Below are 14198 nucleotides of genomic sequence, written 5' to 3'. Positions count from 1 at the left end.
CCTACTTCCGCATCACGGCGGGTTCGTGGCGGCGCAGCAGCCGGGCGACCAGGAATCCGTAGCCGGCGGACAGCACCAGCAGCATGGCGAGGTCCAGCAGCCAGACGCCGGCCGAGTGCCGGAACAGGGGGTCGGCGGTGAGGTCGCCGGGCACGATCCGGGCGAGGCCGACCGTGCCGGCCATGGCGCCGAGCGCCCAGCGGGAGGGCACCAGCCAGGACAGCTGTTCGAGTACGGGCACGCCGTGCAGCGGGAGCAGGGCACCGCAGAAGACGACCTGGACGATGGCCAGCAGCACCAGCAGCGGCATCGTCACCTCCTCCTTGCGCACCAGCGCGGAGACCAGGAGGCCGAGCATCATCGCGGTGAACGACAGCAGGGCGACGGCGAGGGTGATCTCGGCCAGGGGAGGCAGCAGGACACCGTGACCGCCGGGGGCGTTGAGGTCGACGCCGAGCAGCGCTACCAGGGTGAGGACGACGGCCTGGACGACCGTGATGGTGCCGAGCACGACGACCTTGGACATCAGGTACGCCGATCTGGGCAGGCCGACGGCGCGTTCGCGGCGGTAGACCACTCGTTCCTTGACGAGTTCGCGCACCGCGTTGGCGGCGCCGATGAGCACGCCGCCGACACACAGGATGAGCAGCGCGTTCATCGCGGTGTCCGGGGTCAGCCTCCCGCCCGCGAGGGCGCGGTCCATGGCGCCCATCACGAACGGCAGGGCGATCATGACGGCGAGGAAGGTGCGGTCGGCGGCGAGGACGGCGGAGTAGCGGCGGACGAGGGTGCCGAGCTGGGCACGCCGGCTGCGGGGGCGGGGCGGCGGGGCGGGTACCACCGGCGCGGAGTCCGGGCGGCGCGGCTGGGTGGTGGCCTCGCTGACGTAGTGCCGGTGGAACGGCGAGTCGCGGTACTCCCCGGCCCAGTCCCGGTCCTGGTCGCGGTCGAAGGCCTCGAAGGCCTCCGGCCAGTGCTCGAAGCCGAAGAAGGCGAGGGCGTCGTCGGGCATGCCGTAGTACGCGATCCGGCCGCCGGGGGCGAGGACCAGGAGGCGGTCGCAGACGTCCAGGCTGAGGACGCTGTGCGTGACCACGATGACGGTGCGGCCGTCGTCGGCGAGACCGCGCAGCATGTGCATCACCGACCGGTCCATGCCGGGGTCGAGGCCGGAGGTCGGCTCGTCCAGGAACAGCAGCGACGGTTTGGTCAGCAGTTCCAGGGCCACACTGACCCGCTTGCGCTGCCCGCCGGAGAGGCTGTGGACGGGCTGCTCGGCGCGCTGTTCGAGGCCCAGTTCCCGGATCACCTCGTCCACCCGGGCCAGGCGTTCCGTCCTCGCCGTGTCCTCGGGGAAGCGCAGCTCGGCGGCGTAGGACAGGGCGGCGCGCACGGTGAGCTGGGGGTGCAGGATGTCGTCCTGCGGGACGAGGCCGACGCGCCCGCGCAGCTCTGCGTAGTCGTGGTAAAGGTCGCGGCCGTCGTACAGGACGGTGCCGTGGTCTGCGGGCCGCTGACCGGTCAGTGCGTGCAGCAGCGTGGACTTTCCGGCGCCGCTCGGTCCGACCACCGCGAGCAGGCACTTCTCCCCCACCGGGAAGGAGACGTGGTCGAGCAGGACCTTGCTGCCGTGGTCGACGGCGACCGTGAGGTCCTGCACGTCGAGGGAGATCTCGCCGCGGTCGACGTACTCCCGCAGTTCGTCGCCGACCAGGCAGTACGCGACATGGCCGATGCCGATGACGTCGCCCGGGCCGACCGGGGCGCGGGTGACGGGCCGGCCGTTGAGATAGGTGCCGTTGTGGCTGCCGAGGTCGACGATCTCGTGGCCGCCGCCGGGCAAGGCGCGCAGCTCGGCATGGTGCCGGGACACGGTCAGGTCGTCGACGACGAGGTCATTGCCGTCGGAGCGGCCGATGCGGATCATGCGTGCGGGCAGCGGCCGTACGCTGCTCGGCGCGCGGAAGGTTCCGGTCAGCTCGGGACGCGAGATCCCCGACGGGCGGTCGGCGGCGGGTGCGCGCGGGCCGAGCGGGACGGCCCGGGGGCCGTCGTCGGGATTGCCGAAGCGGATCACGCTGCCGGGGCGGACGTCCCACTCCCGGATGCGCAGGCCGTCGGCGAAGGTGCCGTTGGTGCTCTGCTCGTCCCTGAGCGTCCAGCCGTCATGGCCGCGGCTCAGCACGGCGTGGTGCCATGAGACCCGGGCATCGTCGAACACGATGTCGCTCAACGGATCACGTCCGACGTGGTAGTCGTGGCCCGGGCTCATCACCGTGGAGCCCGTGTCGGTCTCCAGAACGAGTTCGAGTGACGTCGGGGCGACCGGCTGCTCCGCCATGGCCAGAATTGTACCGATTCGCCCATATATGCGCCCCCGTGACGCCGGGGTCCCTGTGCACGCGGAAGCGCCGTGGCACGTGTCAGGCGACGGGTACGACGAGGGCCGGGAGGGTGCGCTGCATGCGCAGGGCGTCCACGGACTCGGCGAGCAGCTCGTACTCCGTGGTGTCGTCGGTGGCGGCGATCCGCACCAGCCGCCCGCCGGCCAATTCGTCCGCGACCAGCTCCTGCTGCATGTCGTCGGCGCACCAGGCACGCAGCAGCGCGGGGACGTCGGCCACCGTGTCCGCGACCGGCACGAGTGCCCCGACGGGGAAGGCGGGGGTCTCCGGACTGGGGTCGAGCCGCTCGGCGATCCAGGACGCCCGGTCGCGCAGCCACCACAGGGCCAGCGCCAGGGTCGGCGCGCGATAGGTGCCGAGCGGTACGCCGATCCGCTGTCCGCCGCACATGCCGTACGCGGTGACATGGCACAGGAATTCGTCGTGCACGATCACTCCCCCGAACGCATAGCTGTGGTGCCGGCCGAACCCTCGCTTTCCGTGCGGCTCCCGTGCGGTGAAAGTGCCCCTGAAGTTCGAGTATCGCCACTCCCGAAACACTGTCACCATGACTTTCCAGCCAGTCTCCTGGCATATTCACCGCCCGTTCTGGCCGAAAATGCACCGGCTATGCACCGGCCATACGACGCCTCCGTCATTACCCGGGAGGTAATCGACCCTCCCCCGCCGCTCGGGCATGGTGGTCACACCGGATCGGCGGAACCCCGGATCCGGCTCCTGACCAGCAGATACGACCTCGATGGAGGCTGCTTCGCCATGACCGTGAACACCAACAGTTACGACAGCGCCGTCGCCCGTTACTTCGAGGCCTGGAACGCCACCGAGCCGGAGGCCCTGAAGAAGGCGGTCGCGGCGGCCTGGACCACCGACGGCGGCTACACCGACCCGCTCGCCGACGTCCGCGGGCACGACCGGATCGCCGCCGTGATCGCCGCGGCCCACGAGCAGTTCCCCGGGTTCGCCTTCCGCCCCCTCGGCGCCGTGGACGGGCACCACGACACCGCGCGGTTCGGCTGGGAGCTGGTGAACGAGGCGGACGGCTCGGCGCCGGTGGCCGGGTTCGACGTGATCACGCTGGACGGCGAGGGCCGTATCCGGCAGGTGCTGGGCTTCCTGGACCGGCTGCCTGGGGCCTGAGGCGGAGAGGGCGATGAGTTTTCCCGCTCGCGGCGGTCCGGTAATGCAGGAAAAGATCACCGCGAGCGGAGGCCGTCATGAACACCGACGACAGGAACACGGGCACGGCGGAGAAAGTCGACGAGGAATTCACCGCCGTCCTGCGCAAAAGCCCGGAGAAAGGCGGCTGGACCTATGTGGTCTGGCCGCGGTCCGTCGAATTCTTCGGAACCCGCGGACTGGTCGAGGTCCGCGGGACGGTCGACGGCCACCCCTTCAGCAGCTCCTTCATGGCCCTGGGCGACGGCACCCACAAGCTCCCCGTGAAGGCCGACGTACGCAGGGCGATCGGCAAGGGCGAGGGTGACATGGTGACCGTACGCCTCCAGGAGCGACTGTGATCGCGCGCCGTCCGGAGCGGCTCAGCTCCTGGCCACCTCCCGGTAGCGGCGCGGCGCCACGCCGACGGCGCGTTTGAAGGCGTTGCTGAAGGCGCTCTCGGAGGTGTAGCCGACCGAGCGGGCGAGCGCCGCGACCGGGGTGGAGTCCTGCCTGAGGGCGCGGGCGGCCAGGCTCATCCGCCAGTTCTGGAGGTAGGTGAGGGGCGGCACGCCGGAGGGCCGCCCGCTGCGCGCCCCCGCCCGGCAGCAGAAGACCGTTCCGCAGGGAGCGGCGACCGGCGTGTGGTGCGCCACCAGCCCGCAGCTCGACGGACTGGGCGGTGTCTACTGCGAGAACTGCGACATCAGCCCGCTGGTGGCCCCTGCGGACGAGGCCGGGTGGCGGGCGGAACCTGGGCTGCCCGGCGTGCTGCCGTACGTCGCCGACCCGGAGGCGGCGGCGCGCCTCTGGGAGGTCAGCGAGCGGCTCACGGCCTGACGGTCCCTCACCGCCCCGCGTTCTCAGCCCTTCACGATCGCGTCGATCCGCGCCAGTTCCTCGTCCTCGAAGTCCAGGTTGCGGATCGCGCCGACGCTGTCCTCGATCTGCCGCGGGCTGCTCGCGCCGACCAGGGCGGAGGTCACGCGGCCGCCGCGGAGCACCCAGGCAAGGGCCAGCTGGGCCAGGGTCTGGCCGCGGGACCCGGCGATCTCGTCCAGGGCGCGCAGCCTGCCGACCAGGTCCTCGGTGACCGCGTCCGAGTTCAGGAAGGGGCTGTCGCTCGCGGCCCGGGAGTCCTCGGGGATGCCGTCGAGGTAGCGGCCGGTGAGCAGGCCCTGCTCCAGCGGGGAGTACACGATGGAGCCCGCCTGGAGCTCGTCCAGGGCGTCCAGCAGGCCCTCGTCCTCCGGGCGCCGGTCGAGCATCGAGTAGCGCGGCTGGTGGATGAGGAGCGGGGTGCCGAGCTCGCCGAGGATGCGGGCGGCCTCGCGGGTCTGCTCCGCCGAGTAGTTGGAGACGCCGACGTAGCGCGCCTTGCCCTGCTGCACCGCGGAGTGCAGGGCGCCCATCGTCTCCTCCAGCGGAGTGTCCGGGTCGAAGCGGTGCGAGTAGAAGATGTCGACGTGGTCGAGGCCCATCCGCGTCAGGCTCTGGTCCAGCGAGGACAGCAGGTACTTGCGCGAGCCCCATTCGCCGTACGGACCCGGCCACATGAGGTAGCCGGCCTTGGTGGAGATCACCAGCTCGTCGCGGTACGGCGTGAAGTCGGCCTTCAGGGCCTCGCCGAGCGCGGACTCGGCGGCGCCGGGCGGCGGGCCGTAGTTGTTGGCGAGGTCGAAGTGGGTGACACCGAGGTCGAAGGCGCGGCGCAGGATGGCGCGCTGGGTCTCGACGGGCCGGTCGGGCCCGAAGTTGTGCCACAGGCCGAGGGACAGCGCCGGGAGCTTCAGGCCGCTGCGCCCGGTGCGCCGGTAGGGCATGTCGGCGTAACGGTCGGGGTGTGCGGTGTACAACGCGACTCCAGAGGGGTTGGCACAGGTGAGTCAGGTTCCGGGGAACCGGTGTCCACTCTGTCGCGGCCCGCGGGCAGTGGTCCAACAGGAGAATCCGATGGAATTCAGCGGATACGCTTCTGAGTCATGGAACTGCGTCATCTCCAGCACTTCGTCGCGGTCGCCGAGGACCAGCACTTCACCCGGGCCGCCGAGCGTCTCATGGTGTCGCAGTCCGGCCTGTCGGCGTCCATCCGGGCGCTGGAACGGGAGCTGCGGGCGCCGCTGTTCGTGCGCACCACCCGGCGGGTGACGCTCACCGAGGCGGGGCGCGCGCTGCTGGTGGAGGCCGAACGGATCCTGGCGCAGGTGCGCTCGGCGCACGAGGCGGTGGCGGCGGTGCAGGGCGTGCTGCGGGGCACGCTGGCGCTGGGCACCGAGCAGTGCATCGCCGGGGTGCACGTGGCGCAACTGCTGGCGGGCTTCCGGCGGCGGCATCCGGACGTGGAGATCCGGCTGCGGCAGGCGGGTTCGGGCGCGCTGGCCGAGGAGGTCGCGGCCGGACGGCTGGACCTGGCCTTCGCCTACCGGACCCAGGCGGACGACGACCAGCTGCGCTCGGTGTCACTGACCAGCGAGCCGATGACGGTCCTGTGCCATCCCGATCACCGGCTCGCCGCGGCCGGGGCGGTGCTGACACCGGACGACCTGGCCGGTGAGGTCTTCGTGGACTTCCATCCGGACTGGGGGCCGCGCCGCACCACGGACTCCGCCTTCGCCGCGGCCGGGATCCGGCGCACGGTCGCGCTGGAGGTCAACGACGTGCACAGCCTGCTGGACCTGGTCGACGAGAACCTCGGCATCGCCGTCGTACCGCGGCACTTCCGGCACAAGCGGCCCTCGCTGACGGCGCTCCCGGTGAAGGGCACCGGCGACGCGGAGTACGAGACCGTGGCCCTGCTGCCGCCGGAGCGGGCGACGAGCCCCGCGGCCCGCGCCCTGGTCACGCTCCTGGAGACGGAGGGCCTGACGCCGTTCCAGGACGGGTCCCGGGCCTCCTGATCCAACGGCGCTGCACACGCGTCACCGCCCGCACCCCGTCCGGGCGGGCGGGGCCTGATTCCGCACGCAGGACAGCGCGCGATGCGCGATGGTGGACGCATGCATGCGAAGGACATCCTCATCGACGGCTACGGCCGCATCCAGGAAGAAGTCCATGCCGCCCTCGACGGCCTCGGACGGGACCAGCTGCACTCCCGTCCGGCCCCCGACGCCAACTCCGTCGCGTGGCTCGTGTGGCACCTCGCCCGGGTGCAGGACGACCACATCGCCGACGCCTTCGACCTCGACCAGGTGTGGCTCAGCCAGGACTGGCAGAAGCGCTTCGGCCTCGACCTGCCCCGCCACGACACCGGCTACGGGCACACTCCCGCGAAGGTCGCGAAGGTGCGGGTCGAGTCGGCCGACCTGCTCACCGGGTACTACGACGCCGTGCACGAGCAGACCCTCGGCGTCCTGCGCGAGCTGGCCGCCAAGGATCTCGAACGGATCGTGGACGAGCGCTGGGACCCCCCGGTCACCCTGGGGGTCCGCCTGGTGAGCGTCCTGTCCGACGACCTCCAGCACGTCGGACAGGCCGCCTACCTGCGGGGGCTGCTTCAGAGCGCGGCCGCGTAACCCGGCAGGACCACGTTCTCGATGAGGGCGTTTCGCTCGTCGAACGGGATGAACGCGCTCTTGACGGCGTTCACGGTGACCGTGCGCAGGTCCTCGACGGTCCAGCCGGCCTCCTCGACCAGCAGGGACATCTCCCGCGTCATCGTCGTACCGGAGACCAGCCGGTTGTCGGTGTTGAGGGTGACCCGGAAGCCCAGGTCCTTCAGCGCGGTGATGGGGTGCTCGGCGATCGAGGTGGCGCAGCCCGTCTGCAGGTTGGAGGTGGGGCACATCTCCAGGGCGATGCGGCGGTCGCGCACCCAGCCGGCCAGGCGGCCGAGCTTGCCGTCGACGATGTCCTCGGTGATGCGCACGCCGTGGCCGATGCGCTGCGCGCCGCACACCTGCAGGGCCTGGTGGATGCTGGGCAGGCCGTGCGCCTCGCCGGCGTGGATGGTGAAGGGCACACTCTCCCGGCGCAGGTGCTCGAAGGCGGCCAGGTGGTCGGCGGGCGGGAAGCCGTCCTCGGCGCCGGCGATGTCGAAGCCGACGACGCCGGCGTCGCGGTAGGCGACGGCCAGCTCGGCGGCCTCACCGACGCGGTCGAACATGCGCATGCCGCACAGCAGGGTGCCGACACGGACGGGCGTACCGGCGGCGGCCGCCTTGGCCATACCGGCGGCGAGGCCCTCCTGGACGGTCTCCACGACCTCGTTCAGGGTGAGCCCGCCCTGGGTGTTCAGCTCGGGCGCGTAGCGCACCTCGGCGTAGACGACACCGTCGGCGGCGAGGTCGAGCACGTACTCCTCGGCGACGCGCAGCAGGCCCTCTCGGTTCTGCATGACGGCGAGGGTGTGCTCGAAGGTGGCTATGTAGCGGACCAGGTCGCCGGAGTTGGCGGCCTCGTAGTACCAGGCGGCCAGCTCGTCCGGGTCGGTGGTCGGCAGGGTGTGGCCGACCGCGGCCGCGAGCTCGACGACGGTGGCGGGGCGCAGGCCGCCGTCGAGGTGGTCGTGGAGGACGGCCTTGGGCAGGCGGCGGATCACGTCGGCGTCTACGCGCGTAGCAGTCATGGCGGGTCTTTCCTTGAGCAGGCGGTTCGAAGCAGCGGGAGAAAAGTCAGGCGGCGGGCTGGAGCAGGTCCCAGCCGTTGCCGTAGAGGTCCTGGAAGACGGCCACCGAACCGTACGGCTCGTGGCGCGGCTCCTCCAGGAAGGTCACGCCGGCGGCGGTCATGCGGGCGTGGTCGCGGGCGAAGTCGTCGGTGTACAGGAAGAACCCGACCCGCCCACCGGTCTGGTCCCCGATCCGGGCCCGCTGGTCCTCGCCCCTGGCGCGGGCGAGCAGCAGGCCGGTGCCGTGGCCGTCCGCGCCGGGCTCGACGACGACCCAGCGGGAGCCGTCCGGCCGTGGCGCGTCCTCGACCAGCCGGAACCCGAGGGCCTCGGTGTAGAAGCGGATGGCCTCGTCGTAGTCGTCCACGACGAGGGTGACCAGGGCAACGCGTCGCATCGGGGCCTTCCGGTGAGGGTGGTTAGCGGGTGAGGTTATACGTAAAACTTCACGGACGCCAGTCACCTGCGCTAGAGGTGGGTCCTGCGGGGCGCGAGGAGCGCCGGATCAGGGCTTCTCGTCGCCCTGGGCGACCTCGACCCGGTGGTGGAAGTCGGCCATTCCGGTCACCGCGGCCACACAGGAGACGGCGGCGCAGGCGAGCAGGAGCGCGGCGACGCGCCGGCCGGTGCGGGGCGCGGCCCGGGGGGCGGCCAGCAGGGCCTGGACGCGTTGCGGGACGGGGCCCGTCGTCGCCGCCGCGGCGACGACGGGCCGCTCCGAGCGGGCGGCCTGGCCGGCGAGGGCCGCGCGGGCGATGGCGCGGGCGGTCAGGCGCCGGTCGCCCACGGAGGCGGCAGCGGCCTCGTCGGCGGCGCGTTCGGCGGCGAGCCGGATGGTCTCGCGCACCGGGCGCAGGGCGGGATGGCAGTGCGCCGCGAGCTCGGCGGCGGCGAGGAAGTAGTGATGGCCGCCCTCGTTGTGCGCCCGCTCGTGTGCGAACAGCGCCTCGCGCTCGGGTCCGTCGAGGCTGCGCAGCATGGCGGTGGTGACGACGATACGGTGCGGGCGCCCGGGCAGGGCGTACGCGTCCGGGCGGGGCGAGTCGACCACGCACAGGTCTCCCGCGGCAGGTCCGCGGCCGGCCTCCGTGCGGGCGGCCCGGAAGGCGCGGGTCTGGCGCAGCACCGAGCGGACGAGGGTCCAGCCGCAGACGGCGAGGGCGCCGACGGAGGTGGCGGCGGCGGGCAGGACGACGAGGTCCGAGGCCGTGCGCAGCGGGTGGACCAGTTCACCGAGGGCGGCGAACAGCGGCACCTTGAGCAGGCCCGTCAGGACGAACCCGCCGAGCGCGGCGAGCGAGCTGCCCGCGAGGACGACCGCACAGGCGGTGATCGCCCACAGCGCGACGGCCGGGACGAGCCGGTCCAGGGCCCGCCGGGCCAGCGCCGGCAGGGCGAACGGCAGCAGCAGCGGCAGCAGGAGCAGTGCGGTCATCAGGCGTCGGATTCGAGCAGGTCCCGCAGGATGCGTTCGTCGTCGGGGCTGAGCTGGGCGACGAAGCGGGCGAGGACGGTCTCGCGGTCGCTGTCCCGGTCGAGTTCGGTGTGCATCCGGCGGGCGGTGAGGCCCTGGGCGTCCTGGAGCGGGAAGTAGGCGAAGCCGCGGCCCTGGCGCTGCCGCTCCACCATGCCCTTGTCGTGCAGGCGGGTGAGGATGGTCGTCACCGTCGTACGCGCGAGGGCCGCGCCGAGACTCAGCTGGACCTGGCCGGGCGTCTGGGGCGCGGCGGCGGCCCAGAGGGCGGCCATGACGCTCGCTTCGAGCTCACCGGCCGGCCGGCGTTCGTCCTTGGCGTCGGTCATGGGAACGTCCCTCACCCCGTCTTCGTCTGCAGTTCGGAAGACCGTCTACGTCATTGTAGTCAGCCGGGCGCCATGCCGGGCCGTGCGCCCGGACGCCCATTATGGAAGGGGCCGCCGGCGAAGTCCGAACGGCCGCGTGCGTACCGCCCCACTCCTCTTCCTCGACGGCCCCCGCCCGGCGCTGCGGTCCCGCGGCACTGCCCGGCTCGCGCCTGCCGACGCACGTGAACGCCGACGGGGCCCTCGGCCCTTCCCGCGCCGTCCGCGGCCGGGGGTCAGACGTCCTGGGTGTGGAGAGCGTCCAGCCGCTCCAGCTCCTCCTGGCCGAGCCGCAGGGCGCCCGCGGCGACGTTCTCCGTCAGATGGTCCGGGTTGCCGGTGCCGGGGACGGCGAGGACGTGCGGCCCCCGGTGCAGGGTCCAGGCGGTACGGATCGCCGCGGGGCTCACGCCGTGCGCGCGGGCCACGGCGAGGATCTCGTCGTCGTTGCGCGTGCCGGCCGCGCCGCGCTCGCCGCCCTGGCCCGCGACGGCGTAGTAGGGCACGAACGCGATGCCGCGTTCACCGCACATCCGCAGGAGTTCGTCGGCCCGCGGGTCCGGGGCGTCCACCGCGTACCGGTTCTGCACGGAGACGACGGGGGCGATCTCCAGCGCCTCGGTCAGGTGCCGGGGCTGGATCGCGGAGATGCCGAGGTGCCGGACCAGGCCTGCCTCGCGCAGTTCGGCGAGGGCACCGAAGTGTTCGGCGATGGAGTCCTGGTTCATCCGGCGCAGATAGACGAGGTCGAGGTGGTCCCGGCCGAGCTGGCGCAGGTTCTCCTCCACGTGGCCGCGCAGCTGGTCGGGCCGGGCCGAGGTGCCCCACTCCCCGCAATAGTCGCGGAACGGGCCGACCTTGGTCGCTATGACCAGGTCGTCGGCGTACGGCGCGAGGGCGGTGTTGATGAGTTCGTTGGCGGAGCGCAGGGAGGAGAAGTAGAACGCGGCCGTGTCGATGTGGTTCACACCGAGTTCCACGGCCCTGCGCAGGACGGCGATCGAGCGTGCGCGGTCGCTGACGGTGCCGAGGTGGAAGGCGGCACTGCCCGTCAGCCGCATGGCACCGAAGCCGATGCGGTGGACGGGCAGGTCACCGAGCTCGAAGGTTCCGGAGGCGTCCGCGGTGATCGTTTCAGCGGTCATCGGCGGAGTTTCGCACACGCACCCCGGAACCGTCCCTTCAGCCGAGGGGCTTGACCAGCACCGCCTTGCGGTGGCTGAACGTCTCGATCGAGTAGCGCCCGTGGTAGCTGCCCATACCGCTCTCCCCCACACCGCCGAACGGCAGGTCGGAGACGGTCAGGTGGGCGAGCGGCAGGCCGTAGCCGAGGCCGCCCGAGGAGGTCTCGGCGGCGATGCGACCGCGGGTCCGCTCGGAGTCGGTGAAGACGTACAGCGCGAGCGGCTTGTCACGGTCGTTGATGAAGTCGATCGCCGCGTCCAGGCCCGGCACGGCGACGATCGGCAGGACCGGCCCGAAGATCTCCTCCTGCATCACGGGGGACTTCGGGTCGACGTCCGCGAGCACGGTCGGCGCGATGTACTTGTCCGTGCGGTCGCTGCCGCCGCCGACCGCCACCCGGCCGGAGCCGAGCAGGGCGGAGAGCCGGTCGAAGTGGCGCTCGTTGACGATCCGGCCGTACTCGGGCGAGGCCTGCGGGTCGGTGCCGAAGAGGGTCTCGACGGCGCGGACCAGCGCGGCCTCCAGGCCTGCGGCGGTCTCCGGGTCGGTGAGGACGTAGTCGGGGGCGACGCAGGTCTGGCCCGCGTTCAGGAACTTGCCGCGCGCCAGCCGGTCGGCGACCACGTCGAGATCGGCGCCCCGGTCGACGAACACCGGGGACTTGCCGCCCAGTTCGAGGGTGACCGGGGTGAGGTGCTCGGCGGCGGCGCGCATCACGATGCGGCCGACGGTGCCGTTGCCGGTGTAGAAGATGTGGTCGAAGCGCTCGGCGAGCAGGGCCGTGGTCTCCGGGACGCCGCCCTCGACCACGGCGACCGCGTCGCTGTCGAGATGGGCGGGAATCAGCTCGGCCAGCACGGCCGAGGTGGCCGGGGCCAGTTCGCTCGGCTTGGCCACGACCGCGTTGCCGGAGGCCAGCGCGCCGACCATGGGGGCGAGCAGCAGCTGGGCCGGGTAGTTCCAGGGGGCGATGACGAGAACGACGCCGAGCGGGTCGTACTGCGTCCAGGCCGTCGCGTCGCCGCCGAGGTGCGCCGGTACGGGCGCGGACTCCGGGCGCAGCCACTCGTCCAGGTGCTCCAGGGTGTGGTCGATCTCCCGGATCGTGAAGTCGATCTCGGTGCGATAGGCCTCGGTGCTGCTCTTGCCCAGGTCGGCGTGGAGGGCGGCGGCGAGGTCCGCGCCGTTCTCCGTGAGCATCGCGCGCAGGCGCCGGAGCTGGCCGGTGCGCCACTCGACGGGCTTGGTGCGGCCGGTGCGGAAGGTGGCGCGCAGCCGGGCCACGACGTCGGCGGGCTGCTCGGGGGTGGAGTGGTTCACGGATGCCTCGCTGGTGGTGCACGGGCTGGTCGGCCCGAGCGTAGGGTCTCGAAAGTCAGATGTAAATGCCAACCTTTTAGGTTCCCAAGTAAATTCCGTCGGCTGCCGGCGGTGACGAGAGTCACGTCGCCCGGTGGCCGAGGTCCCGTCTGCGCCGCTCCAGATGGGCCCGCTCGGCCTCGCTCGTCGCCAGCTCGACGGCTTTCGCGTACTCCGCCTCGGCCTCGGCGGGCCGGTCCAGGCGGCGCAACAGGTCGGCGCGGACGGCGTGCAGGACGTGGTAGCCGGTGAGGTCGAGGGAGTCGACCTGCGCCAGGGCCTCGGCCGGGCCCTCGACCTCCGCCACCGCGACCGCCCGGTTCAGCGCGACGACCGGCGACGGTGCGACGGCCGTCAGCTGGTCGTACAGGCCGAGGATCTGGCCCCAGTCGGTGGCGGCGGCGATCGGCGCGTCGCTGTGCACGGCGTTGATCGCGGCCTGGATCTGGTACGGCCCGGGCCGGTCACGGCGCAGACAGCGCCGGACCAGGTCCTGGCCCTCGGCGATGAGGCCGCGGTCCCACCGGCCGCGGTCCTGCTCGGGCAGCGGCACCAGCGCGCCGTCCGCGTCCCGCCGGGCCGGACGGCGTGCCTCGATCAGCAGCATCAGGGCCAGCAGTCCGGTGACCTCCGGTTCGTCCGGCATCAGCTCGGCCAGCAGCCGGCCGAGCCGCACGGCCTCCGCGCACAGGGCGGGATCGCCGGTGTAGCCCTCGTTGAAGATCAGGTAGACGACGGCGAGGACCCCGCCGAGCCGGTCGGGCAGATCGGCGTCGCGGGGCACGCGGTACGGGATGCCCGCGTCGCGGATCTTGGCCTTGGCCCGCACCAGCCGCTGGGCGAGGGTCGGCTCGGGGACCAGGAAGGCCCGGGCGATCTGGGCGGTGCTCAGGCCGCCGAGCAGGCGCAGGGTGAGGGCGACCCGGGACTGGAGGGCGAGTGCGGGGTGGCAGCAGGTGAAGATCAGACGGAGCCGGTCGTCGCGCACGGGGCCCTCCTCGGGCGGTGCGTCGGGCGCGTACAGCCGGGTGGCCTCGGCGTGTCGGGCATCCCGGGAGGACTCGCGGCGCAGTCGGTCGACGGCCCGGTTGCGGGCGGTGGTGATGATCCAGCCGGCCGGGCTCGGCGGTACACCGGTCTCCGGCCACTTGCGCACCGCTGTGGCGAAGGCGTCCTGCACCGCTTCCTCGGCGAGGTCGATGTCGCCGAGGAAGCGGACGAGGACGGCGACCGCGCGCCCGTACTCCGCGCGGAAGACGGCCTCGATGCCGGGCGCCTTCGCCATCAGTGCTGGTCCACGAAGGGCCGCACCTCGATGGGCAGGGTGGTCGCCAGGGCTGCCTTGCGTCCCCACTCCAGGGCCTCGTCCAGGTCGGCGGCCCGGATCAGGCAGAGTCCGCCCAGGTACTCCTTGCCCTCGGCGTAGGGCCCGTCGGTGATGAGCACGTCGCCGTCCTTGGGGCGCAGCACGGTGGCGGTCTCCGGGCCGTGCAGGCCACCGGCGAAGACCCAGGCTCCGGCCGCACGGAGTTCGTCGTTGAATGCCTCGACGTCGCGCATGATCTCGGCGAGCGCCTCGGGGGCGGGCGGCTGCCCTCCGGCCGGCTGGACCACACTGAGCAGGTAGTGCTTCATGATGTCCTCCT

Annotated in this window: 17 protein-coding genes; 5 read left to right on the top strand and 12 right to left on the bottom strand. The window is 72.4% G+C overall.

The window, feature by feature from the left end; translation table 11 throughout:
• Position 1: 1 nt before the first annotated feature.
• The gene (locus FB157_RS19700) at positions 2-2341 is read right to left on the bottom strand and encodes an FHA domain-containing protein (protein ID WP_145881515.1); all 2340 of its coding nucleotides are present in this window, start codon (positions 2339-2341) and stop codon (positions 2-4) included.
• Positions 2342-2423: 82 nt separating this feature from the next.
• Positions 2424-2834 (bottom strand): hypothetical protein, encoded by a 411-nt coding sequence (locus tag FB157_RS19695; RefSeq protein ID WP_145881513.1) that lies wholly within the window; start codon positions 2832-2834, stop codon positions 2424-2426.
• A 327-nt stretch (positions 2835-3161) separates the two neighbouring features.
• Here FB157_RS19695 and FB157_RS19690 point away from each other — a divergent pair, with 327 nt between their 5' ends.
• Together FB157_RS19690 and FB157_RS19685 are read left to right on the top strand one after the other, a co-directional pair.
• Positions 3162-3542: a nuclear transport factor 2 family protein gene (locus FB157_RS19690; RefSeq protein ID WP_145881511.1), complete on the top strand. Its 381-nt coding sequence runs from the start codon at positions 3162-3164 to the stop codon at positions 3540-3542.
• A gap of 77 nt (positions 3543-3619) precedes the next feature.
• Positions 3620-3922, top strand: coding sequence for a DUF1905 domain-containing protein (locus FB157_RS19685; RefSeq protein ID WP_145881509.1), 303 nt, complete (start codon positions 3620-3622; stop codon positions 3920-3922).
• 21 nt (positions 3923-3943) lie between these two features.
• Here the strand turns inward: FB157_RS19685 and FB157_RS19680 are convergent, their stop codons facing one another.
• Positions 3944-4099, bottom strand: coding sequence for a helix-turn-helix domain-containing protein (locus FB157_RS19680; RefSeq protein ID WP_398946946.1), 156 nt, complete (start codon positions 4097-4099; stop codon positions 3944-3946).
• A gap of 19 nt (positions 4100-4118) precedes the next feature.
• Between FB157_RS19680 and FB157_RS19675 the strand changes: the two genes are divergently transcribed.
• The gene (locus tag FB157_RS19675) at positions 4119-4400 is read left to right on the top strand and encodes a hypothetical protein (protein WP_315903822.1); all 282 of its coding nucleotides are present in this window, start codon (positions 4119-4121) and stop codon (positions 4398-4400) included.
• A 23-nt stretch (positions 4401-4423) separates the two neighbouring features.
• Here FB157_RS19675 and mgrA read toward each other — a convergent pair whose 3' ends face one another.
• Positions 4424-5416: an L-glyceraldehyde 3-phosphate reductase gene (gene mgrA / locus FB157_RS19670; protein ID WP_145881507.1), complete on the bottom strand. Its 993-nt coding sequence runs from the start codon at positions 5414-5416 to the stop codon at positions 4424-4426.
• Positions 5417-5542: 126 nt separating this feature from the next.
• On the opposite strand from mgrA, the gene FB157_RS19665 reads away from it, so the two are divergent.
• Both FB157_RS19665 and FB157_RS19660 read left to right on the top strand, forming a co-directional pair.
• On the top strand, positions 5543-6457 hold the full coding sequence (locus FB157_RS19665; protein ID WP_145881505.1) for a LysR substrate-binding domain-containing protein: 915 nt from the start codon (positions 5543-5545) through the stop codon (positions 6455-6457).
• 99 nt (positions 6458-6556) lie between these two features.
• Complete coding sequence (locus FB157_RS19660; protein ID WP_145881503.1) at positions 6557-7072, top strand: mycothiol transferase; 516 nt, start codon at positions 6557-6559, stop codon at positions 7070-7072.
• Here FB157_RS19660 and FB157_RS19655 read toward each other — a convergent pair.
• The 8 genes from FB157_RS19655 to FB157_RS19620 form a co-directional block, all read right to left on the bottom strand.
• Positions 7054-8124 (bottom strand): adenosine deaminase, encoded by a 1071-nt coding sequence (locus tag FB157_RS19655; RefSeq protein ID WP_145881501.1) that lies wholly within the window; start codon positions 8122-8124, stop codon positions 7054-7056. The genes FB157_RS19660 and FB157_RS19655 overlap by 19 nt on opposite strands.
• Before the next feature lie 46 nt (positions 8125-8170).
• The gene (locus FB157_RS19650; RefSeq protein ID WP_145881500.1) at positions 8171-8563 is read right to left on the bottom strand and encodes a VOC family protein; all 393 of its coding nucleotides are present in this window, start codon (positions 8561-8563) and stop codon (positions 8171-8173) included.
• 108 nt (positions 8564-8671) lie between these two features.
• A complete protein-coding gene (locus tag FB157_RS19645) occupies positions 8672-9601 on the bottom strand; it encodes a M48 family metalloprotease (protein WP_145881498.1) in 930 nt (309 codons plus the stop codon).
• Positions 9601-9969 carry a BlaI/MecI/CopY family transcriptional regulator gene (locus tag FB157_RS19640; RefSeq protein ID WP_145881497.1) on the bottom strand — a complete coding sequence of 123 codons (369 nt, stop codon included), beginning with the start codon at positions 9967-9969 and terminating at the stop codon, positions 9601-9603. The genes FB157_RS19645 and FB157_RS19640 overlap by 1 nt, the downstream gene beginning before the upstream one ends.
• Positions 9970-10244: 275 nt before the next feature.
• Positions 10245-11153 carry an aldo/keto reductase gene (locus tag FB157_RS19635; RefSeq protein WP_186581576.1) on the bottom strand — a complete coding sequence of 303 codons (909 nt, stop codon included), beginning with the start codon at positions 11151-11153 and terminating at the stop codon, positions 10245-10247.
• Between the two features lie 37 nt (positions 11154-11190).
• Entirely contained in the window at positions 11191-12513 is a 1323-nt protein-coding gene (locus tag FB157_RS19630; protein WP_145881493.1) for an aldehyde dehydrogenase family protein, read from the bottom strand.
• 121 nt (positions 12514-12634) lie between these two features.
• Positions 12635-13837, bottom strand: a complete 1203-nt coding sequence (locus FB157_RS19625; protein ID WP_145881491.1) for an RNA polymerase sigma factor — start codon at positions 13835-13837, stop codon at positions 12635-12637.
• A complete protein-coding gene (locus FB157_RS19620; protein WP_145881489.1) occupies positions 13837-14187 on the bottom strand; it encodes a YciI family protein in 351 nt (116 codons plus the stop codon). Before FB157_RS19620 ends, FB157_RS19625 begins: the two co-directional genes overlap by 1 nt.
• Between the last annotated feature and the right edge of the window lie 11 nt (positions 14188-14198).

The organism is Streptomyces sp. BK340 (assembly GCF_007827595.1).
GTDB lineage: Bacteria > Actinomycetota > Actinomycetes > Streptomycetales > Streptomycetaceae > Streptomyces.
Note: the sequence above shows the minus strand (reverse complement) of the source record. Positions and strands in the feature narration are given on the sequence as shown.